The 26021-nt window shown below is 65.8% G+C and carries 20 protein-coding genes; 13 read left to right on the forward strand and 7 right to left on the reverse strand.

Annotated features, from left to right (window positions below):
- The first annotated feature begins 127 nt into the window (after positions 1 to 127).
- Entirely contained in the window at positions 128 to 673 is a 546-nt protein-coding gene (locus tag VJ109_RS03165; RefSeq protein WP_324758940.1) for a hypothetical protein, read from the forward strand.
- Between the two features lie 194 nt (positions 674 to 867).
- Here VJ109_RS03165 and carA read toward each other — a convergent pair whose 3' ends face one another.
- Entirely contained in the window at positions 868 to 1914 is a 1047-nt protein-coding gene (carA, locus tag VJ109_RS03170) for a glutamine-hydrolyzing carbamoyl-phosphate synthase small subunit (RefSeq protein WP_324758941.1), read from the reverse strand.
- 102 nt (positions 1915 to 2016) lie between these two features.
- Here carA and VJ109_RS03175 point away from each other — a divergent pair, with 102 nt between their 5' ends.
- Positions 2017 to 2430, forward strand: a complete 414-nt coding sequence (locus tag VJ109_RS03175; RefSeq protein WP_324758942.1) for an Lrp/AsnC family transcriptional regulator — start codon at positions 2017 to 2019, stop codon at positions 2428 to 2430.
- 132 nt (positions 2431 to 2562) lie between these two features.
- Here VJ109_RS03175 and VJ109_RS03180 read toward each other — a convergent pair whose 3' ends face one another.
- The 3 genes from VJ109_RS03180 to btuC are packed head-to-tail and all read right to left on the reverse strand — an operon-like array spanning position 2563 to position 7236.
- Positions 2563 to 4935: a DEAD/DEAH box helicase gene (locus VJ109_RS03180; protein ID WP_324758943.1), complete on the reverse strand. Its 2373-nt coding sequence runs from the start codon at positions 4933 to 4935 to the stop codon at positions 2563 to 2565.
- Positions 4936 to 4990: 55 nt separating this feature from the next.
- On the reverse strand, positions 4991 to 6169 hold the full coding sequence (locus VJ109_RS03185) for a heme ABC transporter ATP-binding protein (RefSeq protein ID WP_324758944.1): 1179 nt from the start codon (positions 6167 to 6169) through the stop codon (positions 4991 to 4993).
- Positions 6166 to 7236, reverse strand: coding sequence for a vitamin B12 ABC transporter permease BtuC (btuC, locus tag VJ109_RS03190; RefSeq protein ID WP_324758946.1), 1071 nt, complete (start codon positions 7234 to 7236; stop codon positions 6166 to 6168). The genes VJ109_RS03185 and btuC overlap by 4 nt, the downstream gene beginning before the upstream one ends.
- 60 nt (positions 7237 to 7296) lie before the next feature.
- On the opposite strand from btuC, the gene VJ109_RS03195 reads away from it, so the two are divergent.
- The 11 genes from VJ109_RS03195 (at position 7297) to VJ109_RS03245 (ending at position 20007) form a co-directional block, all read left to right on the forward strand.
- Positions 7297 to 8400 (forward strand): PGF-CTERM-anchored ABC transporter substrate-binding protein, encoded by a 1104-nt coding sequence (locus tag VJ109_RS03195; protein WP_324758947.1) that lies wholly within the window; start codon positions 7297 to 7299, stop codon positions 8398 to 8400.
- Positions 8401 to 8580: 180 nt separating this feature from the next.
- Complete coding sequence (locus VJ109_RS03200; RefSeq protein WP_324758949.1) at positions 8581 to 10560, forward strand: ABC transporter substrate-binding protein; 1980 nt, start codon at positions 8581 to 8583, stop codon at positions 10558 to 10560.
- Positions 10561 to 10580: 20 nt separating this feature from the next.
- The gene (locus tag VJ109_RS03205) at positions 10581 to 11534 is read left to right on the forward strand and encodes an ABC transporter permease (protein WP_324758950.1); all 954 of its coding nucleotides are present in this window, start codon (positions 10581 to 10583) and stop codon (positions 11532 to 11534) included.
- 2 nt (positions 11535 to 11536) lie between these two features.
- Entirely contained in the window at positions 11537 to 12577 is a 1041-nt protein-coding gene (locus VJ109_RS03210) for an ABC transporter permease (RefSeq protein WP_434737269.1), read from the forward strand.
- Positions 12574 to 13674, forward strand: a complete 1101-nt coding sequence (locus VJ109_RS03215) for an ABC transporter ATP-binding protein (RefSeq protein WP_324758953.1) — start codon at positions 12574 to 12576, stop codon at positions 13672 to 13674. Before VJ109_RS03210 ends, VJ109_RS03215 begins: the two co-directional genes overlap by 4 nt.
- Positions 13664 to 14989, forward strand: a complete 1326-nt coding sequence (locus VJ109_RS03220; protein WP_324758954.1) for an ABC transporter ATP-binding protein — start codon at positions 13664 to 13666, stop codon at positions 14987 to 14989. The genes VJ109_RS03215 and VJ109_RS03220 overlap by 11 nt, the downstream gene beginning before the upstream one ends.
- 41 nt (positions 14990 to 15030) lie before the next feature.
- A complete protein-coding gene (locus VJ109_RS03225; protein WP_324758956.1) occupies positions 15031 to 15567 on the forward strand; it encodes a DUF7974 family protein in 537 nt (178 codons plus the stop codon).
- 31 nt (positions 15568 to 15598) lie between these two features.
- Positions 15599 to 16465: a DUF8054 domain-containing protein gene (locus tag VJ109_RS03230; protein ID WP_324758958.1), complete on the forward strand. Its 867-nt coding sequence runs from the start codon at positions 15599 to 15601 to the stop codon at positions 16463 to 16465.
- A 2-nt stretch (positions 16466 to 16467) separates the two neighbouring features.
- Positions 16468 to 17202 (forward strand): 5-formyltetrahydrofolate cyclo-ligase, encoded by a 735-nt coding sequence (locus tag VJ109_RS03235; RefSeq protein WP_324758960.1) that lies wholly within the window; start codon positions 16468 to 16470, stop codon positions 17200 to 17202.
- A 56-nt stretch (positions 17203 to 17258) separates the two neighbouring features.
- Complete coding sequence (locus VJ109_RS03240; protein WP_324758961.1) at positions 17259 to 19190, forward strand: hybrid sensor histidine kinase/response regulator; 1932 nt, start codon at positions 17259 to 17261, stop codon at positions 19188 to 19190.
- Positions 19191 to 19230: 40 nt separating this feature from the next.
- A complete protein-coding gene (locus VJ109_RS03245; protein WP_324758962.1) occupies positions 19231 to 20007 on the forward strand; it encodes a DUF7847 domain-containing protein in 777 nt (258 codons plus the stop codon).
- Between the two features lie 41 nt (positions 20008 to 20048).
- On the opposite strand, the gene VJ109_RS03250 is transcribed toward VJ109_RS03245, so the two are convergent.
- The 3 genes from VJ109_RS03250 to VJ109_RS03260 form a co-directional block, all read right to left on the reverse strand.
- Positions 20049 to 21452 (reverse strand): dihydrolipoyl dehydrogenase family protein, encoded by a 1404-nt coding sequence (locus VJ109_RS03250; RefSeq protein ID WP_324758964.1) that lies wholly within the window; start codon positions 21450 to 21452, stop codon positions 20049 to 20051.
- A 67-nt stretch (positions 21453 to 21519) separates the two neighbouring features.
- Positions 21520 to 24039, reverse strand: a complete 2520-nt coding sequence (locus VJ109_RS03255) for an efflux RND transporter permease subunit (RefSeq protein WP_324758965.1) — start codon at positions 24037 to 24039, stop codon at positions 21520 to 21522.
- A 1-nt stretch (position 24040) separates the two neighbouring features.
- Positions 24041 to 25972: a COG1361 S-layer family protein gene (locus VJ109_RS03260; RefSeq protein WP_324758966.1), complete on the reverse strand. Its 1932-nt coding sequence runs from the start codon at positions 25970 to 25972 to the stop codon at positions 24041 to 24043.
- Positions 25973 to 26021 lie beyond the last annotated feature (49 nt).

Below are 26021 nucleotides of genomic sequence, written 5' to 3' on the forward strand. Positions count from 1 at the left end.
ACTCGTAATACCGCCGCGTCCACTACTTTTTTGTCCAATACATCTGATTTGCTTCCATAAATAGGGAGCCGATATGTCACTAAGCGATACATACAGACCAGCGAATCGGCGCGAACGGTATCGGTTGATGGCTGCCGCTGCCACGCGTCCCTTTGCGGTCGGCGCTGTGGCCGTCCCTCTGGGGCTTCCTGTGTTGGGGTATCTCTCAAATAATATCCAGGTGATGTTTACTGTCCACCTCTTCCTGGGGGCATTCTGGTTCGGGACATCGGTACTCGGTGCGGTCGTTCTCGGTCCCGTCATGGGAAGTCTCTCCGCGGAAGCCAACGTCGAGTTCGCCGAAGGGTTCGTCCCGAAGATGAACCTCCTCATGGAACCGGTCTCGGTCGGCGTGGTCGGGTCAGGAATCGGCCTCGCCAGCATGATGGGGCTCTGGGCATCTCCGACACCGTCACTGTGGGCGGCGCTCGGTCTCGCTATCGCGCTGCTCGTTCTCGGGTTCGGCCCGCTTCACAGCTTCACAGCCGGCATGTTCGACGAGATCGCCGCTGAAGAGACCGACCACGAGCGACTGGCCTCGCTGAACAAGAAGTACGGCATGCTGAGTCTGGTCGAACTCGTCCTCATGATCGCCATCGTCGCCACGATGTCCGGCATCCGCTGGGGGTTCTAGCACCCCAACTGTCTCGGAGTCGCTCGGCCGGAATTACCCGTAAGAACCGGTCTCTCGCATCCGTCGCGTACATCGACGCGGAGTTGATACCGGTCGGAGACAACAGAGCTATCGTAGTAGTCCCGTCACTGACCCCTTCAGTGCTACTTCGGGCGCAAGGTCGCCGGAAGTGCGACGGCGGATACGCGATGGCGTTACTTCTCGGCCATCGCCAGCACGTCGTCGAAGAAGCCAAGCGAGTCGTGTGGCCCGGGGTTGGCCTCGGGGTGGTACTGCCGCGTGATGATGTTCAGTTCGTCGTTCTCCAGCCCCTCCGGCGTGTCGTCGTTGACGTTGACCTGGGTCACGTCGAGGCTGTCGCCGGGATCGGCGACCGTGTAGCCGTGGTTCTGGGTCGTCATCACGACCTGGTTCGAACGCAGGTCACGCACCGGCTGGTTGACCCCACGGTGCCCGAACTCCATCTTCTCCGTCTCGCCGCCCAGCGCGTTGGCGACGACTTGCTGGCCCAGACAGATGCCCGCCAGCGGTACGTCTCCCACGTAGGTATCGACCAGATCGCCGGCCTGCTCGAAGTTCTGTGGGTCGCCGGGGCCGTTCGAGATAAAGAGCAGATCGGGGTCGACATCGGCCACGTCGCTCTCGCTCGCATCGTAGGGGAAGACGTGGACGACGGCGTCACGTTCGACCAGGGATTCGATGATCGATCCCTTCGCGCCACAGTCGACCAGTGCGACCGTACTCCCGTCGCCGTCGGCGTTGTACGTCTCGACTTCGTCGACGGAGACCTGCTCGCCGATGTCGGTGTGCTCGGACATGTGTTTGCACTGTGCGAGCTGTTCGAGCGCGTCCTCGGCGGTCGCGTCGGGACCGGCCGCGATCCCACACTTCATCGCCCCCTCGTCGCGGATCTCCGTGACGATGTCACGGGTGTCGAGGTGGTCGACGGCGGGGACTCCCTCGCGTTCGAGCCACTCGGCCACGTCGTCGGTCATCTCGCGGGTGACGGCCGCACGCGGGTGGACGCGGTCGGACTCGAACCGTTCCTCCCGGACGCCGTAGTTGCCGATCAGCGGGTACGAGAAGGTCAGCACCTGCTCCTCGTAGGATGGATCGGTTAGGCTCTCCTCGTAGCCGGTGTAAGCGGTCGTAAACACCAGTTCGCCGCGTGCTGTGCCGGGTGCGCGGGCGCGCGCCTCGACGACGCGTTCGCCTTCAAGGGCCACGTATGCGTCTGCCATTACGAGATGCGTATACTATAGTGGCTGATAAGGGTTGCTTTCGAAGTCGAGTTACGAATTTCGTAATCCTCAAGAGGGGGGCCGAGGTAGCCTCTATCCTCGATGGACGAACTCGACCGGGAGATACTCTCGATCCTCCGGAAGGACGCCCGCACCCCGTATACGGAGATCGCCGACGCGGTGGGGACCTCCGAGGGGACGGTTCGCAACCGCGTCGAGCAACTCGTCGACGAGGGGATCATCGAACGGTTCACCGTCGCGACGCGGACAGGCAACGTCAAGTCGATGATCGAGGTGAGCGTCGACGTCGACGTGGATACGGGAGCCGTCTCCGATCGGATCGCCGAGTGGCCACAGGTCGATTTCGTCTGGCAAGTCTCCGGCGAGGAGGACATCGTCGTCGTCGTCGACGCCGCGGATACGAACGCCGTCAACGATCTCATCACGAGAGCCCGGGAGTTGGACGAAGTCGCGAGCACGAAGACGAGGCTGATTTTAGACGAGCGCGTTGGCTGACCGTGTCGAGATCGCAATGCGACCTCGGGGTGTGAGCGGCGGAGCCACGAACAGGGAAGCAACGCGCTACCTGAGATCCACCGACACGAGGTTGCTTCTGGACGAGCGCGTCGGATGAGCGAACCCGAGGCCTCAGTCTTCGGTGAGCCCGTCGAGCAGCGTGATCGCGCCGGTCTTGTCCAGCGGATCGTTCGCGTTGCCACAGTGGGGCGACTGCACACAGGCCGGACAGCCGTCGGCACAGTCACAGCCACGGAGCATCGTGAGCGTCGTTCGGGCGAGGTCGTCGATGTCCTCGTAGCCGGCGCGGGTCAGCCCGACGCCGCCGGGGTAGCCGTCGTAGACGAAGATCGTCGGCGCTCCCGTGTGGGGGTGTCGCGGCGTCGACAGGCCGCCGATGTCGCCCCGGTCACAGAGATACTCGAAGGGGAACATCGAGATCATCGCGTGTTCGGCCGCGTGGATCGAACCGGGGAAGTCGCCCGCCGGAGCCGTTCCAGTCTCCCGATTCTCACCGGTGTCGCCGGTCATCCGGCGGACCTCGCTGTCGAGATCCTCGGGGACGGTGTAGTACAGCGCCGTCGTCTCCAGGGTCGTCTCGGGGAGGTCCAGAGAGCGCTGTCCCAGTACCTCCCCAGAGGAACCGTCGTGGCGCTCGTAGCCGGTGATCTGTTTGCGCATCGTCACCGAGGCAAAGCGGACGGGCACGTCCGGGCGCGCCCCGAAGGCCCGTTCTTCGTGGTCGGTCTCGACGGTGATCGTCTTGTCGTGGAGCACGCGCGTAAAGTAGTCCGCCCAGGTCCGGTCCAGTTCGGCGACGCCGGCGCCAAGGTCCAGGTCGGTCACCTCGTAGCGTCGGCCCTGGTGGTGGTAGATAGCGCCGGGGTGGGCGTCCCGGAGCGCGTCCTCGAAGGGCAGCGTCGCCAGTACGTCGCCGTCGGCGACCAGTTTCACCTCGCGGTCGTCGGCGGTCCGGAGGCTCATCCCGTGGTGGGGCGAGCCGTTCGCGAGCCAGCGGACGCCCTCGTCGGTCGTCCGTCGGTCCAGAACTCCCTCGGCTTCCAGCGCCGCGACCACGTCCGGGAACGTCCCCCCGAAGTGGCGGTCGTCGTCGGTCGAGAGCCAGTTCTCTCGGGCGGCCGCGTGAACGTGATCCGGGAGGAGATGATCGTTCTCGGGGTTGGTGACCGCCTGTTCGGGCGGTTTCTCGAACAGTTCACTGGGGGTACGCATGACGAACTGGTCGAGTTGGTCCTCGCCGCCGACGAGGGCGACGAGCGCGGGGTCGGTCCCGCGGCCGGCCCGGCCGGCCTGCTGGAACGCACGCATCCGCGTGCCCGGGTAGCCGTCCAGCAGGACGGCGTCGAGGCCGCCCACGTCGACGCCCAGTTCCAGGGCGCTCGTCGACCACACACCCCGGAGGTCGCCCGATTGCAGCCGAGATTCGAGGTCCCGGCGGCGCTCGTCGGTCAGGGCGGCCTGGTAGGCGCCGACGCTGTTCGCGAGGTCGTACTCCCCACGGTCACGCAAGTCCGCGGCACTCTCGTCGGCGTAGCGCTCGGCGGTCTGGCGCGATCCTGCGAAGACGACGGTCTGGTAGCCCCGTTCCACGAGGTCGACGAACAGCCGTTTCGTCTCGACGTGGCTGGACCGGCGGCGGCCGCTCCCCCACCCACCGTTGGAGGAGTCCGACGAGCCGCCGCCGTCGTACTCCGGGGGGTTCCACAGCAGCCAGTGCCGCGGGCCGCTGGCGCTCGTGTCCTCGTCGACCAGCGAGAACGACGTGGTCGGTCGGCCGGTGACCGCCGCCGCGTGTTCGATGGGGTTGCCGATCGTCGCCGAGCAACACACCCACTCGGGGTCGCTGTCGAACCGCTCGGCGAGCCGCTGGAGCCGTCGGAAGACCAGCGCGACGTGGCTGCCGAACACCCCGCGGTAGCCGTGGATCTCGTCGACGACGACGGTCTCTAACCGCTGGAAGAACCAGTCCCAGAGCCGGTGGGCGTGGGGGAGGATGCCGTAGTGGAGCATATCCGGCGTCGTCAGCAACACTGTCGGCTGGCGCTCGCGGATCGCCTCCTTCTCCGCGCTGGACTGACGGCCGGTGTACTGATCGACGGCGACACCGGAGGCGAACCCCAGTCCCCGGGCCAGCTCGGAGAGCGTCTCTGTCTGGTCGTTGATCAGCGCGACCTGCGGGGCGATATACAGCGTCGTCGCCCGGCGATCCAGCGCACGCTCGAAGGCCGGCACGGTGTAGGCCAGGCTCTTGCCGCTGGCCGTCTCCGTCGCCAGGACGACATTGTCCCCGTCGCGTGTCGCCTCGATAGCGGTGGCCTGGTGGGCGTACAGCGAATCGATCCCCTCCTCGGCCAGCACGCTCGCTACCCGGGTATCGAGGGCACAGTCGGCGACGGTCGCCTCCCGGCCCGGGACCGTCCGCTGGTCGACGATCTGGCCCTCGTAGTACGGTCGGTCGCGGAGCCAGGCGATAGTCTCGTCCACACCTCCCGTCAGGGACCGACGGTGTTGAGTCCCGCGGTCGTCCGGCACAGTGATCTCAGTCGTTCTGTGCCGGCGGTTGCTGGGGCCGGTCGGGCCGCCCGAGCACGTCATCGAGACGGTCGAGCACCGCGTCGGCGCCCGCATCGGTACTGACGACCGTCCCGGCAGCGTCGACAACCGGCCGGTTCCCGGCGGCTACGTCGCCCGCCGTCACCACCGCGTCCGCCCGGCGTGCGAGCGCGACGGCCCGGTCCCGTGCCCCCTCGTCGATACCGGCGAAAGTCGGGACGGTCACCGTCTCGCAGTCCAGCGCCCCGGCCCGGGCCGTCGCGACATCGTCGGCGGGTGCGACGCCGAGGGTTACCGTCACCCCCGCATCGGCAAGTCGAGTCAGGGCCTTCGCCGCGATTCGTCCCGTTCCGACGACGTGGACCCGCCCCGTCATGTCCGGTCGAGCCGGCAACGGCGTCACCAGCGGCGCGTCGACGACCGGGTGGTCCGTGACCAGCGCGGTGGCGTCGAAAGCCTCACCGAGGGTCTCGGCGGCTAGCACCTCCTCGGGAGTGCCGGCGGCACGGACCCGCCCGCCAGCGACCAGGACGAGTTCGTCGCAGTACCGCGCCGCGAGGTTCAGATCGTGGATCGCGGCGACGGCCGTCTTTCCTTCCGTGACGAGGTCGCCGACCAGTTCCAGCGTCCGGATGGCGTGGTTGATGTCCAGGCTCGCGGTCGGTTCGTCGAGCAACAACACGGGCGTCGACTGGGCGAGCGCCCGCGCCAGCAGGACCCGCTGGCGTTCGCCCCCGGAGAGCGACGTCACCCGCCGGTCGGCGAACTCGGCGACCTCGGCCCGCTCGATCGCTCGGTCGACGGCCGCACGGTCCTCCGACCCGGCCCGCTCGAACCGGCCCAGGTGGGGCGTCCGCCCCATCTCGACGACCTGCTCGACGGTGAAATCGAACGACAGCGCCGTCGACTGGGGGAGCCGAGCGATCAGCCGCCCGGTCTCGCTGGCGGTACAGTCGTGGATGTCCCGGCCGGCAACAGTCACGGTCCCCTCGTCGGGGGCGAGCGTGCCGCCGACGGTCCGCAACAGCGTCGTCTTGCCGGCCCCGTTGGGGCCGACCAGTCCGACGAGCGAACCCTCCTCGACTGTGAGATCGACGGCCGAGAGGATCTCCTGGTCGGCGATCGACACCGAGAGGCCCGTGGCGTCGACGATCGGGTCGGTCACAGCTCGTGGACCTCCCGTTTGCGCAACAGATACAGGAAGAAGGGAGCACCGAGCGCGGCGGTGACGATCCCGACGGGGATCTCGGCGCTGCCCGAGCGGGCGAGCGTATCCGTCGCGACGAGGAACGAGGCCCCGGCGAGCGCAGCGGTCGGCAACAAGACACGGTGGTCCGGCCCGACGACGAGCCGCATCGCGTGGGGGACGATCAGCCCGACGAACCCGATGACACCCGAGACGGCCACGCCGGCGGCCGTGACGACCGCCGATCCGGCAAGCAGGACCCGCTTGCTGCGCTCGACCTCGACACCGAGAGACTGGGCGTCCTCGCTGCCCAGGAGGAGGACGTTCAGGTCTCGCGTGTACGCGAGGAGGGCGACGAAGGGAACCGCGACCAGACCCGCACTGAGCGTGACATCCGCCCAGGCGGTGTTTGCGAGGTGGCCCATCAGCCAGAAGACGGCCCGCCGCATGCTCTCGCCGCTCTGGAGGAGCAGGAAGGAGACAACCGCACCCAGAAACGTCTGGATCGCGACACCGGCCAGCAGGAGCGTCGCGACGGGGGTCTCCCCGTTGCGTGTCGCGATGAGGTAGACGCCGAAGGCCGCGAGCAAGGCACCGACGAAGGCCGCGGCCCGCAACCCCAGCCCCCAGGGGAGCGCGAACGGCAGGACGATGAACGCGACGGCGCCGACGGCCGCCCCCGAGGAGACGCCGATGATGGAGGGATCGGCCATCGGGTTCCGGAACACGCCCTGCATCACCGTCCCGGCGGCCGCAAGCGAGAAGCCGACGATCGCACCGAGGACGATCCGCGGGAGCCGGACCTGCAACACGATCTGACGCTGGAGTTCTCCGACCGGGAACTGAAACAGCGGGGTCGTCGTGAGTTCGGGACCACCAGCTGAGAGCGTGACCCCGGTGGGAACGACGACGGCGTTCAGCAACACCTTCCCCACGTCAGCCGGGGGAATCCACACGGGACCGATGCCCGCACTCACCGTGACGACAGCGAGAAGGACACCCACGAGCGCACCGGACCAGGAGAGTGCACGTCCGGTGGTATGCATGGTTGAAAGCCAACTTGGAGTAGGTAAATATTTATTGTTCCTGTGGCCCCTCCCTAGACGATGGAACGCTACAGGCGGCTGTGTGTCGGGTTGCTTCTCGTGGTATCTGCCGTCGGCGTCGTTCCGACCACGGCCGCCGGAACGACGAGTACCCACTGTGAGTTCCCGGTTACGATGACCGACGCGACCGGGACCGAGATAACTATCGAGGAGCGCCCCGAACGCGTGACGACCACGAACCCGTCGGCCGCACAGACGATGTGGGAGATCGGCGGCCGTGACCAGGTCGTCGGGCTCACCCAATACGCCTCGTATCTCGACGGGGCCGACCAGCGGACAAACGTCTCGGCGAGTTTCGGCGTCGACGTGGAGAAAGTCGTCGGCACCAACCCCGATCTGGTCATCGCACCCAACGCGAGCGCCGGGGACGTTCAGGCGCTCCGTGATGCGGGACTGACGGTCTACCATCTCCAGGCCGCGACCGATATCGACGACATCCGTCAGAAGACGACCACGATCGGCCGACTGACCGGTAACTGCCGGGGGGCTGAGGAGGCCAACGCGTGGATGGACGCAAACGTCGAGGCCATCCAGGGACTCACCGCCGACATCGAGGACCGACCCCGGATTCTCTATCCGCTCGGAAGCGGGTTCGTCGCCGCCAATAATACGTTCATCGACGCGCTGTTCGACATCGCCGGTGCCGACAACGTCGCCGCCCGCGACCACACCGGCTATCCGCAGTTGAGCAACGAAGTACTGCTACAGTTAGACCCCGAGGTGATCGTCGTCACCCGCGACCCCTCGATTATCACGCAGGAACCCTACGCCTCGACGACTGCCGGCCGGAACAACGCGACTGTCGCTCTTCTGACCCGGAACCTCAACCAGCCAGCGCCCCGAAGCGTCGTCAACACCGCCCACAACCTGACCGAACAGCTCTATCCCGACCGGTACAGCAGCGACACGTACGTCCCGCGCTCGGCCGTTCAGTCGACACCGACGGCGACCGAGAGCCAGCCGATCACGGCCACGCCGACCCCACAGGTGACGACAGCGACCGACACTGACGTATCGACGACGAGCGGGAGCGGTCCGGGATTCACTGCCGTCACCGCGCTCGTCGCGCTGGTTGCGAGCACGCTGCTCGCGCGGCGTCGATAGCGCGTCTACCGCCCCGTCATCGGTGCGTGTCGTCAGCGAACGCCAATTACATAACTGACACGTATTTCGATCGTTCGGTCCGATGTTCTCTCCGCATTACAGCGTTTGCGTCGGGCATAAACACACATAACATTCTTAATTTAGGGGTTTCAGTGTCAACGTAGCTCAGGAGATTCCAGTATGGATAACGTACCTGAAAACATCCTCCCCGACGCACTGTCCCGACGACGATTGATACAAAGCGCAGCCGGGATAGCCGCCGCGACCGTGGCCGGCTGTCAAGGTGACGGCGGCAGCGGTGGCAGTGACGGCGGTAGCGGCTCGATCGACCCTGTCCAGGACCGCGTCGAAGTCACGCCCAGCGAGATTCAGGAAGGCGGGACCTTCCGGACAGCGGTTGGCTCCAATCCCGACACCTTCGAGTTCGCCGAGAGTTCCTCCGCACAGGCGTCAATCATGCACAACCTCATCTTCGAGGGATTGACCACGACCAGCGCGAGCGGCGAGATCTACTCGTGGCTCGCCGAATCCTACGAACGCGTCGACGTTCAGGAGGCGAGTCCGGCCGACTACACGGAGTATATGACGACGGCTCCGTACGCGGAAGGCGAGGAGGGAGCCGTGTTCATCGACACGGACGAACAGATCGTCCTCCAAGACCCCGACAACCCGGACAGTCCCTCCGCCGGTGACGAGGCCCGCATCCTCACCGTCAACGAAGCCCCCGATGCGGTCGCCGACGGCACCTACGGGATGTACTTCCAGTTCCAGCTCCACGAGGGCGTGCCCTTCCACAACGGCGAGGAGATGACCGCCGACAACGTGGTCGCCTCCTACAACCGCCTCCAGAACTCCAGTCTCTCGGGACAGGTGTACGACTCCTTGCTACACATCGCCGCCGACGGCGACTACACCGTCGACCTCTACGTACAAACTCCCGACGCCGCCGCGATCCGGGAACTCGGCGATTTCCCGATCTATCCCTCCGAGGTCACGGAGAACCTCGAACTGGGCCAGATGGACCCCCGACAGGGGAACACGCCGCTCGGAACCGGGCCGTTCGAACTGGCCGAGTTCGCGAACGAGGATTTCGTCCGCTTCACGAAGTTCGACGACCACTGGTTCGAGACCGGCATGAAAGAGTGGTTCGACGGCCCCTCCGAGTTCCCGAACGGCCCGGTCGTCGACGAGGTCGACATCTCGATCATCTCCTCGGACGCCCAACGGTCGGCCGCACTCCAGAACGACGAGATCGACATGGCCTTCGGGCTGACCGCCAGCACGCTGACCAACTTCCAGGAGTCCGAGGAGTACCGGACCGCCCCGACCAACGGCGCCGGCTACACGTTCCTGCAGTTCCCGGTCCGGCAGGAGCCCTGGACCAACGCGAAGCTCCGCCGCGCCGTCAACAAACTGATCCCGCGCCAGACCATCTCCGACGAGATCTTCCAGGGGTGGGAGCAACCGGCCTGGGTCCCGCTGCCGCCGCTTGCCGCGGGTGCCGGCTCGACCGACTACGACGCGATGGTTGAAGACCTCCAGAGTTACAACACATACGACACCGAAGAAGCCACACAGATCGCCCAGGAAGCGGTCGACGAGTTGGGCATCGAGACGCCCATCGAGGTCACGCTGGAGACGAACTCTGACAACGACGACCGCGTCCGGACCGTCGAACTCATCGCCGAGTCGATGAACCAGACGGAGTTTTTCGACGTGACGGTAAACACCAAGGAGTTCCTCACGTTCATCAGCCAACTGCTCAGCGAGAACTACTGGCAGGAGGGGAAACTCGCCTTCATCGGACTCTCCGGCGGGTTCAACCCCCACGGCTACGCGAAGTCGGTTCACCACCCGGACAACTTCGCCCAGTGTTGTAACTTCCAGAACATCGACATCCAGGAGCTCAACGACCAGCTCCGGGAGGCACGCTACGGGGTCGACGTGGTCGAGGACCCGTCGCTCCGGGCCGAACGCTACGAAACGGTCTGGGAGACAGTTCTGGAGCAGAACGCGAACTCCTACGGAACCCACAGCACACTGGTCGGCGTCGTCAACGACTCCGTCAACGGGTTCAACACCTATCCGAGTACCCAGGATATCGTCGGCTACGCGATGTACAACGCCCCCGACCAACAGGTCACCTACCTCGATCAGTGAGGGTCTCCCCGCGTTAGAACATGAGCCTGCGACGATTCATCCTCAAGCGACTGTTGCTGGTGTTCCCGATACTGTTCGGTGTCTCGGTGATCACGTTCGCGCTCGTCCAGTTGACACCGGGTGATCCGATCGACGTGGTGGTGGCGTTGAACCCGGATATCTCGCCGGCCGAGGAGGCGCGACTGCGCGCACGGTACGGGTTGAACGACCCGATCTGGTCGCAGTACATCCAGTGGCTGACCGACGTGTTGCGGGGTGACTTCGGGACGGTCATCGCGACCGATCGGGCCGTCAGTGCGGTCATCGTCGAGCGGCTTCCCGAGACGATCGCGCTGGGACTGTTCGGCTGGGTGTTCGCGGTCGTCATCGCGATCCCGACCGGGATCTACGCAGCCGTCCGGAAAGACGAGTTGGGCGACCACGTCAGCCGCTTCGTCGCGCTGTCTGGCATCTCGATCCCGAACTTCTGGCTGGGGCTGATGTTGATCCTGATCGGGGCGCTCATCATCGATGCGTGGCCGGTGTTGCCCCCGCGGAAACCCCTGTATCACCCTGCGACGCTGTGGTATCTGCTGTTACCCGGCATCACCATCGGGACCGCGTCGGCGTCGACGCTAATGCGTATCATGCGCTCGTCGATGGCCGAGGAGATGAACAAAGAGTACGTGACAGCCGCCCGCGCCAAGGGCCTGCCCGAACGAACCGTCGTGCTCAAACACGTCCTCCGGAACTCGCTGATCTCGGTGACGACGGTCGCGGCGTTCCTGACCGCGAGCATCGTCGCCGGATCGGTCGTCGTCGAGGCCGTCTTCGGCTGGCCGGGGCTGGGACAGGCACTGGTTGGGGCCGTCAGGAACCGCGAGATCGACCTCATCTTGGCGATCACGCTCTTCATCGGGGTGGCGATCATCCTGGCGAACCTGGCGGCAGATATCATGTATGCGGTACTGGACCCACGGATCAGGTACGATTGACAATGTCTACTGACCGAGGACGGATCCGGGTAACCGGATTCGACACGGATCGAGTGAGCGAGCGAGAACCACTGTCGGACTGGAGCGAAGCCACGGGTGCGGAGACCATGAGTCGGTGGCGGCGAGCACTCCAGCGGTTCCGCCAGAACCGGGTCGCGATGCTTGGGGTTTACGTCGTCGCAGCGATGTCGCTGCTGGCGATCTTCGCCCGCCCGATCACGATCAGCGGGATCACCGTCCAGCCCATCGCGATCGCGCCCTACGACCCGAGCAACATCCTGTATCTGGACCCCGCTGCCGACGTGGGTCGGTACGACCCCCCGACCCTCGCACACCCGATGGGGACCGACGCCTCCGGGCGTGACCTGTTCTCACGAGTCCTCGTCGGCGGCCGGCGCAGCATCTCGATCGGCTTCGTCGTGGTGGGGATCACCGCCACCGCCGGTCTCGTCTACGGGGCCGTCGCGGCCTACTACGGCGGCTGGATCGACGAGGTGCTGATGCGGTTCGTCGACGTGATGATCGCGTTCCCCGGGCTCGTGCTGGCGCTCGTCATCGTCGCGCTGCTGGGCGGCGGCTACTGGCCGCTGGTCATCGCCTTCTCCGTGCCCGGCTGGACCGGCTACGCACGGATCATCCGCGGGGAAATCCTCTCCGTGAAGGAAAACGAGTACGTGCTGGCCGCCCAAGCCCTCGGCGCCCGCGACCGGTCGGTCATCTTCCGGCACATCGTCCCGAACGCGATGGCGCCGCTGATCGTCCAGGCCTCGCTGTCCATCGGGACGGTCGTGATCGGCGTCGCCGCGCTCGGCTTCCTCGGCCTGGGCTTCGAACCCGGCACGCCCGAGTGGGGGACGATGCTCGATCAGACCCGCGAGACGCTGATCCAGGGGCCACAGGGGACGATCCCCTGGTGGGCGACGGTGTTCCCCGGTGGCGCGATCTTCCTGTTCGTGATGGCGATGAACATGATCGGTGACGGCGTCAACGACGCCTTGGACGCCCAGGAGGTCGGCAACGTCGACCAGGGAGGTGGCGGATGAGCCTGCTGGAAGTCGACGATCTCACGGTGAACTTCTACACCGAGGACGGGGTCGTCACGGCCGCCGACGGCCTCTCCTACCGCATCGATCGAGGCGAGACCTTCGGTGTCGTCGGCGAGAGCGGGGCCGGCAAGAGCGTCACCGCGCTGTCCCTGATGCGCCTCATCGAGGACCCCGGCCGGATCGAAAGCGGCGAGATCCGGTTCAAGGGCGAGGACATCCTCTCGATGAGCGAGGAAGAGGTCCGGTCGGTGCGGGGCAACGAGATCGCGATGATCTTCCAGGACGCACAGACCGCGCTCAACCCCGTCTACTCCGTCGGCGAGCAGATCGCCGAGGCGATCCGCCACCACATGGACTACGACGACGAAACCGCCCGCAAGCGGACGGTCCGCCTGCTGGATCGGGTCGGCATCCCGGACGCCGAAAGTCGGTACGACGACTACCCCCACGAGTTCTCCGGCGGGATGCAACAGCGGGCGGTCATCGCGATGGCGCTGTCCTGTGACCCGGACCTGCTGATCGCCGACGAGCCGACCACCGCTCTGGACGTGACCACCGAAGCGAAGATCCTCGACCAGATCGAGGACCTGGCCGAGGAGTTCGGGACGGCCGTCCAACTGATCACCCACGACCTGGGCGTCGTCGCGAAGATCTGCGAGCGCGTGATGGTGATGTACGCCGGCCGCCCCGTCGAGAAGGCGCCCGTCGAGGAGCTGTATTACGATCCGAAACACCCCTACACGGTCGGGCTGATGAGTTCGATCCCGCGAATCGGCGACAGCCGCGAACGGCTCCAGACCATCCCCGGGACGATGCCGGACCTCGTGGAGGTCCCGCCAGGGTGTAGCTTCCACCCGCGGTGTCCCTACGCCGAGGAGTCCTGTACCCGCAAACAGCCTGGGCTGGTGGACCCCGAGACCGGGGAGCCGGCCGCTGACGACGCCGAACGGGCCAGCGCGTGTCTGGCCTACACCGGCGACCTCGACGGGGAACTCGACTACGAGGTCGTCGTCGACGGGGAGAGAGACGGAGGCGACGAGAGCGAGGACAACGCCGATAGCGGGACCATAGAGGAGGAACAGGATGCCTGGTGAGGAGCCGATCCTCCGTGCGGAGAACGTCACGAAGTACTACGACGCCTCCAGCGGGTTCATCGACAGCCTACTGGGCGGTGACCAGTACGTCAAGGCCGTCGACGGCGTCGACCTCGAACTCATGGAGGGCGAGACCTTGGGAGTCGTCGGCGAGAGCGGCTGCGGGAAGACCACGCTCGGCCGCACGCTCCTGCGGCTCACCGAACCGACCGACGGCTCCGTCTACTACCGCGGCGACGACCTCACGGAGATGGGGTCGAGCGAACTCCGTGGCCTGCGGACGGACCTCCAGTACATCTTCCAGGACCCCTTCGCCAGCCTCAATCCGCGGCTCACCGTCGGCGACATCATCGGCGAACCGCTCGACATCCACGACATCGCGTCGGGCGAGGAACGGACCCAACGTATCTACGATCTACTGGAGACCGTCGGGCTCAACCCCAGCCACACCCACCGGTATCCACACGAGTTCTCCGGCGGTCAGCGCCAGCGCATCGGCATCGCGCGGGCGCTGGCGGTCGATCCGGAGGTCATCATCTGTGACGAGCCGGTGTCGGCACTGGACGTCTCGGTGCAGGCACAGATCCTCAACCTCTTAGAGGAACTCCAGGCGGACTTGGGGCTGTCGTATATCTTCATCGCCCACGATCTGAGCGTCGTCGAGCACATCTCCGACCGCATCGGCGTGATGTATCTAGGCGAGTTCGCGGAGGTCGGGACCACGCGGGAAGTGTTCGAGCCACCACACCACCCCTACACCGAGGCGCTGCTGTCGGCGGTCCCCGAACCGGACCCGCTGTGGGAGGGTGAGGAGATCTTCCTCCCCGGGACGGTCCCCTCCCCGATGGACCCGCCGTCGGGCTGTCGGTTCCACACGCGCTGTCCGGAGATCATCCAGCCGGAGGGGTACGACATGTCACAGGCGGTCTGGCGGTCGGTCATGGATCTGAAACTCCGTCTGCGCCAGGCCGAGGGGCTGGAGTCGGTCACCGCCGTTACAGAGGAGACCGACGACCCGGCTACTGTCGACCGGGCGACCCTCGGTGAACTGGTCCGCGAGGAGTTCAACCTTCCCGAACGGGTGGCGGACCCCCAGGCCGAAGACGTACTCTCGACGGCCATCGACGAGTTGCACGCCGGCGACATCGCCGGCGCGACCGAGCAGTTAGCCGACGCCTTCGAGTCGCCCTGCGAGCGACGGCACCCGGAGATGATCGAGACCGGCGAGAGCCACGCGATCGCCTGCCTGCGCTACGAGGCGGAGTTCGACGACGACCACGCCGGCGCGACCGACGGGGCGACCGCCGACGACTGACCGTCGAAACGGTTTCCACGACTGACACCCTACGAGAACCAATGCGTCGCATCTACGAGTCGGGGGCCGTCTCGCGGGACGACGAGGACGCCTTCGCCCCCAACGAGCGCGACGAGGGAGTCCAGCCCCAGGCGATGCGGTCGGTGCCCGGCCGGCGGCTGAGCAGCCTGCTCGTTCCCGACTGGCTGTGTTACCGTGCGCTGTCGGTCGCCGTCGAGACGCCGAAAGCCACATTCGAGGTTGGGGAGGCCGTCCCGATCCGCGTGACGATGCGCAACGCCCTGCCGATTCCCGTGACGGTTGCCACGGAGACGCCGCTGCTGTGGACCTGGCAGGTCGACGGCGTCCCGGAGGCCTCACACGTCGAGCGGCCCATCGCCGACGAACCCGGGGAGTTCGCCTTCGACCGCGGCGAGCGCAAGGCGTTCACCCGCAACTGGCGCCAGTCGTTCCGCGTCAGCGAAGACGAGTGGGAACCGGCCGGACCGGGCGAGTACTCGATCGGGGCGCGCCTGAACGTCCCCGAAGCGGCCGAGAAGGGCGTCACCGCGGAGACGACGATCCGCGTCGAGGAGTGACCTTTACTTTCGGCCCGTGCGATCCTGCGCTATGAGCAGCGACGGTGCGTCGGTGATCGACCGGCTCAGAGAGCCCGACTACACTGGCGACAACCGCTGTTGGCCGTGTACGGTCGTCAACCTCGGGATCGCTGTGGCCGCCTGTGGAACGGTCGCAGTCCTGTGGGTGGAACTGGGTGCGATCCTGTTCGGGCTCTCGCTGTTGGCGATCTATCTCAAGGGGTATCTCGTCCCCGGGACGCCGACGCTGACGACGCGATACCTCCCCGAACCCGTGTTACAGGCGTTCGGAAAGGGGTCGGCGACACCGCGGGACCCAGGGGCCGGCCAGGAGTGGGAAACCATCGCGAAGGTCAGGGACCACCGGGAGAACGCTATCGACGTCGACGAGTTCCTCCGGGACGCCGGTGTCGTCGAGAACGGCGACGGGAAGCCGGGGCGGGAGCTATCCGGCGGGTTCCGGTCGGCGCTGTGGGAGCGGGTCGATCCGGAAGCCGGCGAGTCGGCCGTTCGAGAGGGACTCGCGACCCTGTTCGACGTGTCGCCGGCCGGGATCACCACCGAGGACGAGCCGTATCCGGCCTTCGTCGTCGACAAGCGGGTCCGACAGTGGCCCTCCGGAAGCGCGCTGGCGGTCGACCTCGCTGCCGACGCGATCCTGCGGGAGCGAAGCGAAGACTGGCCGGCGGTGCCCCTCGAACAGCGACTCGACGCGCTGGGGACGGTACGGACGCTGATCCAGCGGTGTCCGGCCTGTGGCGGCACCGTCGCCGAGACCAGCGACACGGTCGAGGCCTGTTGTGGCGTCCACGAGGTCGTGGGCGTCCAGTGTGTCGACTGCGGGGAGCGACTGGCCGAACTGGACGCGACGACCGACGACGCGAAACTCACCTCCTGACGATGGACAAGCAAGCTATCCGCGAGCGGGTGTGGGACGCGCTGGAGGCCGAGGGGATCGCCCGCTTCCCGTTCCCGCCACACGGACGCATCCCGAACGTCGCCAGCGCCGACGGGGCGGCCGAACGGCTCGCCGAGACGGCCGTCTGGACCGACGCCGAGACGGTCAAAGCCAACCCGGACGCGCCACAGCTTCCGGTCCGACGCCGCGCGCTCCGGGCGGGCAAGACAGTGTACATGGCAGTCCCGCGGCTCCGCGAGGAAGACTGTTTCTACGAACTCGACCCGGCACGGCTCGACGATATCGAGCGGGCGCCGACGGTCTCGAACGTCGCCGACCACGCTCGGCAGGTCGGCCCCGAGGCGGTCGGTACCGTCGATCTCGTCGTCTCGGGCTCGGTCGCCGTCACCGAAGCCGGGGCACGGATCGGCAAGGGCGAGGGGTTCAGCGACCTGGAGTTCGCCGTCCTCCGGGAACTCGGCCTGGTCACCGACGAGACGGCGGTCGCCACGACCGTCCACGAACGTCAGATCGCGGGCGGCCCCTCGGGAGCCGTCGAGTCGGCGTCGGTCCCCGTCGACGACCACGACGTCCCGATGGACTGGGTCGTCACGCCCGGCCGTACCGTCGAGACCGAGACGCCCTACAGACGCCCGTCCGGTATCGACTGGGGAGCGCTGCCGCCCGAGCGGATCGACGAGATTCCGGTGTTGGCCGCTCATGCACCGGATCGGTAAACTCCCTGGCGTCACGTAGCCCCGTGTTCTTTACGCACGGCACCCTAGAGAGGGGTATGGACAACCCCGGACACGTCGGGGATATACGAACCGACAGCAAGGAATCGAACGCCGTCGGGCTGTTGTACGTCGGCGGTAGCGACGGGTCGGAGACGGTGACCGCGGCAGCTAGCGCCGCGACCACGCCCTTCGAACTCTACACCTGCAGCCGCGTCTCCGAAGCCTTGGAACTCATTGCGACGGAGCCGATCGACTGTGTCGTCACGGAGCAGACGCTCCCCGAACGGACCGGGCTGGCACTGCTGGGGGAGATCAGGGAGCGAGCGGACGATCTCCCCGTCGTCCTGTTTGCCGACGACGGGGACGAGACGGTCGCCAGCGAGGCGATCTCCCTGGGCGTCACCGACTACATAGCGAAGACGCCGATCGAAGAACAGGCCGACCTGCTCCTGCGTCGAGTCGCGGCGATCGTCACGGAGCGGGACGAACAGCAGGCGATCCTCGATCGCATGACCGACGCGTTCTTCGCGCTGGATCGGAACTGGGAGTTCACGTATCTCAACGATCGCGGCCGGGAGATCGTCCGAGAGGCCGCAAGCGAGCACGTCTCGACGGACGAACTCGTCAGCCGCAACATCTGGGAGATCCTCCCGGAGGCCATCGGCACGGAGTTCTACGAACAGTACCACGACGCGATGGACGAGCAGTCCCCCGTCGTGTTCGAAGCCAAGTACGAGAAACTGGACACGTGGTTCGAAGTCCGCGGGTACCCCTCCTCGACTGGGCTGTCCGTCTACTTTCGGGACATCACCGACCGGGTAGCGCGCGAGCAGTCGATCACGCGACGGGAACAGGCGCTCAGGGAGATGTACCGTGTGACGGCACAGAAGGAGACACCGCTCGAAACGAAGGTCGAATCGCTGCTTGCCATCGGCAAGGACCTGCTCGGGACGGAGTTCGGTGCGCTCTCCCGCATCGAGGGCGAGACGTACGTCTTCGAGATCACCGACACCCCCGAACACGGTCCGAAACCCGGTGATACGGTCCCGCTGTCGACAACCAACTGTGAGCGAGCGATCGTCGAAGCGGAGACGCTGGTCCTGTCCGATATCGCCGAACAGGCACCCGAACTGACCGACAGAGCGGGCTTTATCGATCAGGGGGTTCGTTGTTATCTCGGGACACCCGTCGTCGTCGACGGGTCGGTGACCGGGACGTTCTGTTTCTACGATCAGGCGGCCCGGACAGAGCCCTTCTCGGAGTGGGAGGTCACGCTGGTCGAACTGATGGGGAACTGGGTCAGCTACGAGCGCGAGCGCCAGCGTCGCGAGCAGGCGCTGACACGCGAGCGAAACCGGATGGCCGACTTCGCGAGCTTCGTGAGCCACGACCTTCGTAACCCGCTCAACGTCGCAGTCGGTCGCCTCGACCTGATCGAAGACGAGTACGACGGCGACCCTGAACACGTCAGCACGGTCGAATCGGCACTGGAACGGATGGACGACCTCATCGAGGACGCCCTGACGCTCGCTCGCTCGGGCGACCGAGTCGTCGAGACGACGACGGTCGACGCTGGTTCGATCGCCTGCTCGGCCTGGGCCGGGATCGGCGGCGAGTCAGCGACGCTGAACGTCGTCGACTCGTTTACGCTGGCGGGCGACGAGAACCGCCTCCGACAGCTGTTCGAGAACCTCTTTCGGAACGCCGTGGAGCACGCCGGAGACGGAACGGCGGGAGTGACCGTCCGCGTCGGCCCGCTTTCGGACGACAGTGGCTTCTTCGTCGCCGACAACGGGCAGGGGATTCCCGCCGACGAACGCGAGCAGGTGTTCGAGAAGGGGTACACCACGTCTACCGAGGGGACGGGACTGGGACTGCGGATCGTCAGCGAGATCGCGACGGCCCACGGTGGCGAGGTAACCGTCACCGAGAGCGAGGACGGTGGCGCGCGCTTCGAAATCCGCGGAATTACTGTCGATAGCTCTTGAGTCAGGTATTTTTAGTACCACCGTGGAAAGTACTAGCGGTATGGGAGCTGCAATCAAAGCGCTCTCCGACACGGGGACGTTGCTGCGTCACAACCCGGTGATCGTCCTGCTGGGTGTGCTCTCGATGGCGGTACTCGCGGTCGTCAACTTCGTGTTGGGGCTCATTCCGCTGATAGGAAATCTCGTATCGTTGTTCGTCTATCCGGCCTTCATCGCCGGACTGCTGTCGCTGATCTACGCCGGTCGGGACGGGAGCGCCGACCTCTCCGACTTCACCGACGGCCTGGGTGAGCACTATCTCCGGATGCTCGGTGCGTACGCACTGGTGACGGTCCCGACGGTTCTTCTGGTTATCGTCGTCGCTGTCGTGACGGCGACCACTGTCGGACTGTCGAATCCACAGCCGGGATCGGCGACCCCCTCGGCGACGCCGATGCTCCTCGTGTTCGCGCTGATGGGCCTCGCCGTCGCCGTTGGCTACCTGGGACTCCAGTTTTTCAACGTCGCTATCGTCAGCGGCGCCGGTGTCATCGAGTCGTTTACCACGTCCCTCGGCCTGGCCACCAGCGCGCCGTTGAGTACGCTCGGGTTCACGATACTGAAGACGGGACTGGGAGCCGTCATGCTCGGTCTCCCGCTCGCGGTCCTGGTCGTGACCGGCGCCGGACTAAGCGAACTCACCGCCGGCAGCAACCCGCTCGCCGGCGGCGTCCTCGTGTTGGGACTGCTGGCGTACTGGCTCGTCGGGATCCCGCTGTGGCGGGTCGTCAGCAACACCTACCACGTGGCGTACTTCAACCGCCGGCAGTTCGCCTGAGCGGCCGACGCGGTCACAACGGCCCACGAAGGCGGGCCGCGCTACTCCAGTTGTGCCGTACAGTCCCTGATCAACCCGTCGAGGTTCTCGGGAAGGGTCGGGTGGTAGGCCCGGTCGGGCAGGTCCCGGACGTCCAGGCCGAGTTCGACGACGATCTGGAGCGTCTTCGCGAAACTGTCGGCGTGGTAGTGCAGCCCCTGCCAGCCCAGCACCGTCCCGTCGTCGGCGTCGACGACGAGTTTCGCGAGTCCGTCGGAGACATCTTTGGACTTGAATACGCCGTCGTCGCTGGCTTGCCGGGTCGCCGTGACAACGTCGTAGCCGGCCGCGTTGGCGGTCCCTTCGGTGTGGCCGACACGGGCGAACGGATAGATGCCGAGCCCGGAGAAGATGACGTGGTGGTGGACGTTCTCGTAGGGTTGGGGCTCGGCACCGGCTTCCTGCCGTCGGATGTTCTCGGCGGCGGTAAAGCCCTGCTCCTTGGCGACGTGGAGGATCGGTTCCTTGCCGTTGACATCGCCGATCGCGTAGACGTGGTCGGCGTCACGGGACTGCATCGTCTCCTGCGCCCAGTCGCCCTCGGGGGAGACGCCGGCGTTTTCCAGCCCGAGGCCCTCGACGGTCGGCCGGCGCCCGGTGAAACAGAACAGCTGGTCGGCCTCGTAGGCCTCCTCGCTGCCGTCCTCGAACTCCACGGACAGGCGAACGCCGCCGTCGTCGGTCGGTTCGAGTCGCTGCTCGTAGCAGTTCGTCGGGATGTCGATCGCCCAGTTGTCCTCGTAGATCCGGCGGGCCTCGTCGCCGAAGGCCGGGTCGGCCTCGTCGATCGGCCGCTCGTCGTGTTCGATCACGGTCAGGTCCATCCCGCCGGCCTCCGCGAGGTAGGGGACCATCTCCATCCCGATGTAGCCAAAGCCCATCACGATCCCCGAGTCCGGGAACTCCGTGGCGTGGAGGACGTCCTTGCTCGTCATGAACTCCACGTCCTCGATACCGGGAACGTCGGGGACGTTGACAGACGAGCCGGTCGCGACGACGATGTAGTCGGCGTCGTAGTCGGTGCCGCCGGCCCGGACGGTGTGGTCGTCGACGACGGTCGCGGTGTCGTGGACGAACGTCACGTCGTCGCGTTCGGCCATCTCGTGGATCGAATCGCGGCGGTGGCCGGCCCACCCCCGCGTCCGGTCGTTTTTCGTCTCGACGACGGCCTCCAGGTCGACATCGGGGATATCGCCGACGAGGCGGTCGTCGTGACGAGCCTGGAACCGGTGGGCTGCCGCCGACAGGACCTCTTTCGAGGGCATACAGCCTTCGAGGATACAGAGGCCACCGCCGGGATCACCGTCGTCGATGAGTGTGAGTTCGATCCCGTCCATCTCGACGAGGTCGCCGGCGGCCGCAGCGCCGGCGCTCCCGTACGCGCCGATGATGACGACGTGAGTCATACCGAAGTCACGGTCTCCGTGGGGATAAATTCTGTAGAAGTGTGTCCGCCCCGGACACGACCGGGCGTCAGTCGTCGGTGCCGGCCGCCTGGTCGGTGACAGCGGCGGTCTCGTCGTCCGGCAGGACCCCGAGCGGGCGGTCGCGATTGAACAGCCGGTCCCAGACGACGAGCACCGACGGGAGGACCAGCAGCGACGTGAGGAAGGCGTAGGCGACCGACATCGCCGTGAGGATGCCGAACTGGCCGATCGCCGGGAACACCGCAAGCGCCAGGACGCCGATGCCAAACACCGTCGTCAGCATGCTGCCGAGCAATGCCCCGCCGGTCCCCCGGACGGTCCGGTCGAGCGCCGTCGTCATGTCGTATTCCTCGATCTCGTCGGCGAACCGGTGGGTGACGTGGACGGAGTAGTCGACCCCGAGTCCGATCGTGATCGCCAGCATCGTGGCCGTCAGCGCGTTGAGCGGGATCTCCAGGTAGCGCATCGTTCCGGCCAGCAGGGCGACGGTGACGACCACTGGGATGATGTTAGCGATCCCCAGCGAGGCCCGCCCCTCCAGGAGGTAGTAGATGAGCACCAGGAACAGCGACGCTCCGACCAGTGCGATCGCGAGCGACTGGATCGCCGACTCGAAGATGACATCCGAGACGGCCTGGAAGACGACGATCGATCCCGTCGCAGTGGCGTCGAACCGGAAGTCCTCCGCGACGGTCCGGGCGTCTTCAGTCACCTCGGAGTTCGAAGCGTCGGACTCGACCGTGTAGACGACCCGCGTGCTCCGGTAGTCCTCGGTAATATAGTTGAGCGCTTGTCCGCGGACCGGGGAGTCCAGCAGGTAGTCGTAGATCTTCTCTAAGTTCTGGTCGGGGACCCCGTTGTCGTTAGCGTCGTTGCGTTCGACGAGTCGCCGGAACTCCTCGTCGCGTTCGGCGTGGTCCTGGATGACCGTCACGATCGACGTCGAGGACGCACGGCCGTCCTCGCGGACGAACGAGTCCGGTGGGTCCGAACCCGCCTGATGGATCTGTTCGAGGGCGCTGTCTTTCCGCATCGGCCCCTCGACGTATATCGTCGCCTGACTGCTCTGGGTCGAGGAGAACTTCTCTTCGAGGAAGTTGGTGATACCGGTCACCGTGTACTCGCTCGGGGCGAACGGTTCGGGTAACTGTTCGAGGTAGTCAGGGTTGTCCTCCGGCGGGAGGAAGTCCTCCTGAGAGAACGACGTGGAGACACCCGTCGCGTACGCACTCGCGCCGCCGGTGACGACGAGGACGAGCAGCAGGAAGACGACCGGTGCCCGCTGGGAGATGACGACACCCCCACGGAGGACGCCACCGAGTGCCGATCCTTCCGAGCCCAGCGGGCTCTGGCTGAACGTCGGGATCGGATACCGTTCCCGCAGACGGTCCAGTTCGACTTTCGCGGCCGGGAGGAACACGCCGAAGATGGCGAAGGTAAACAGGATGCCGACCGCAGCGACGTAGCCGAAGTCCTGGATCGGCGGGAGCGAACTGGTGAGGTTCGCCAGGAAGCCGATCACCGTCGTCCCCGTGACAATGAAGAAGGCAACGATCAGCTGATCGGTCGTGATCTTCATCGAGGTCTCGATGTCCGTCCCGTTCTCACGTTCCTCGCGGTAGCGGTTGATCGCGTGAATCCCGAAGTCGATGCCGACCGCCAGCAACAGCGGCGGAACCGCGATGAGCATCTGGGAGAACGGGATGCCGGCAAACCCCATGAACCCGAACGTCCAGATGATCGTCATAAACAGCGAGAGCAAGCCAAGCGCCATGTCCGCGAGGTCCCGATAGGCGATGGTCAGGAACAGGAGGATGAACAACACCGCGGCCGGAACCGTCAGGATGAGCGAGTCAGCGACGACGTTGGAGAACTCGTCGGCGAGGATACCCGAACCGAACACCGTGATCCCGTTAGGGCCGGTCGACGAGACGGTGAAGTCCGCCTGTTTCTGGATTCCCGTCAGCGGGCTCGACCCGCCCTGGCCCGACCCCGAGGAGATGCCGGCGGGGACCTCGTGAGTGACGAGCCCGATCGTCGCGGAGGCGCTGGCGGAGCCACGGTTGAAATCGTTGCTCACCAGCGAGGTGAACTGCGGTGTCTCCGTGGCCGCATCCCGGACTGCCGCGTCAATCTCGCTGTCGGTCGCGCGCTCGACGGCGCGGATCTGTGCCTCGGTGGTAGTCGCCTCGGGGTCAAGCTGTTCGGCGACGAGTCCAGCGGCGGAGGATGTCGACGTGACCCGGAGATTCGCGTGGTCCTCCAGGCGCTTCTGTGACCGGAGCATCCGCAGCATCGACTCCTTCGAGAGGACGTTGTTGCCATCCTGGATGAGCTGTGTGTTTCCGGTGTCGGTCTCGAAACTGGGGGAGAACTTCGTGTTGACCTGCTGGAGGGCCTCCTCGGCCGGGAGCCCGGTCGTGAACTGTGACGTCCCGGCGTTCGTCGAGACGCCGCCGAGTCCGGCACCGAACAGGAGCGTCACCACTAGGAAGGTGATGACGACTCTCCTGGAGTCATCGACGATGCGGTCGTCGATCCAGTCGATATACCGCTGGTGATCCATCTTATCGGTACCTAATGTATCCTGCAACGGCGAGCACACTCAGCAGGACGACGGCGCCGATCAGCCCGAGCGGGAGTCCGCCGCCACCGCTGCGTTCCGTGACGGAGATCGGGACCCGGTAGGTGTCAGAGACCGGCGTGTCGCCGTCGGGTTCCTCGTACTGGAAGTCCATCGAGATGGGGTAGGTCTTCTGCATCGCCGTCCCACTGGCGCTGATACCGAACGTTAGCGTCTCGGACTCGCCCGGTTCGAGGCTCGCGATGAACGCCTCGTCGTCGGTTGCCGAGATCGGCGAGTCGGTGAACAACTTCGCCTCGATGTTGGTCAGCCGTTCGGTGTCGACGTTGGTGATCGTGAGTTCGATCGTCTTGGACTGGCCGACACTGACGTTGACATCGGTGGTGTCGAGACGGAACTCGTCGGTCCCGTCGGCGACCGACTGCTGTATCTCGATCGTGTCGCTCTCGCGGCGGTCACCCTCGCGGTTGCGGTAGCGAGTGGCGAAGTCGAACTGGCGGGGGCCGCCCTCGGCGCCGTCCGAGATGTCGACACCGAACGAGACCTCCGCCGAGGCGCCGGGTTCGAGGTCCCCGACGGCGTATTCGGTCTTCTGTGGCGAGATGTTGGTGTTGTCGCTCCGCCAGACGAGGACGACGTTGCGAACCGTGTTCCTGCCCGTGTTCGTCAGTGTCGCGTTGAGCCGTCCATCGTCACCGGCCCGGAGGTTCGATTCGACATCGGTCAGGCTGAACGTCTGCTCGGGTTCGGGCTGGAGTCCGAGTTGGATGTTCTCGTCGGCGCCGGCGTCACCCTCCGGATCGGTGTAGCCGACTGTGGCGACGAGCGCGTAGGGGCGCACCTGTGCGTCCTCGCTCGTGGTCGCTTCGACACGGACCGTCCGGGTCTCGCCGGGCTGCCAGGCCCCGACGTACTGGGTCGACGATTCGGAGCCGCTGAACGAGATATCACTGCTCTGTGAGGTGATCTGGACGGTCGCGTCGTTGACCGCGACAGGCCCGTCGTTGCGGAACGTGACGTTGTAGGTCCCGGTGTCACCGATGGAAACGTCGCTTTCGAGATCGGTGACGCTGAAGGTCTGTTCGCGTTCCAGATCGACGCCGACGGACTGGCGGGCCGAACTGCGGTCCGCTCCGTCCTCGTCCTCGAAGTTCACCGAGAGGTCGAACTCGTAACTGTCGGCTTCGGCGTTGGCCGTCGAGCCGACTCGGTAGCGGAAGGTCCGAACCTCACCCGGTTCCCACTGGGAGACGTACCGGGAACTGGCCTGTTGGCCGCCCACAGAGAGGTCGGAACTACTCGCCTCGAAAGCGACCGACGCGTCACTGGCGGCCTCCGAGCCGGTGTTCTCGACCGTGACCGCCACTGTCCCGGTCGAGGCGACGCGGGCGTTCGAGTCGACATCGGTGACATCGAACTTCGCACGGTCCGAGACTTTGACCGTGACGTACTCCCGAGTCGTCGCGGTTCTCTCGTCCCGGTCGCCGGTGGTCTCGGAGATGTACTCGGTGTACTTGTACTTCAGATCGACCGGGACCCGGTAGGTCCCCGGTTCGGCGTCGTCGTGGACCACCACGTTGAAAGAGATGGGTTGGGTGGTCGTCTCGGGCAACGAACCGTAGACCTGCTGTTCGGTCGTGATCGTGAACGGTCCACCGCCGTCCAACACGTCGACCTGCAGGCCACGAGCGGTGGTTACCTGGCTGTTGTAGTTCGGGTTCCGTGCGGACGCCGTATCCAACGATCCGGTGTTGGTCAACACAACGTCGAACCTCGTCTCCTCGCCCGGAACGACCGTCGAGTCGGTGAGCGTGGCTGTGATGTCGGGGCTTCCGACGACAGCACCGGCGGCGATGCCGGGAACCAACAACAACAATGCGACAACTGCCAGCGTGAGAAGTGTGCGTGAGTTCATAGCTGTGACTGAGGGCAAACGATACGGGTACTACTCGCGGAACGAAACA

Source organism: Haloarcula montana (assembly GCF_035666295.1).
Classification (GTDB): domain Archaea; phylum Halobacteriota; class Halobacteria; order Halobacteriales; family Haloarculaceae; genus Haloarcula; species Haloarcula montana.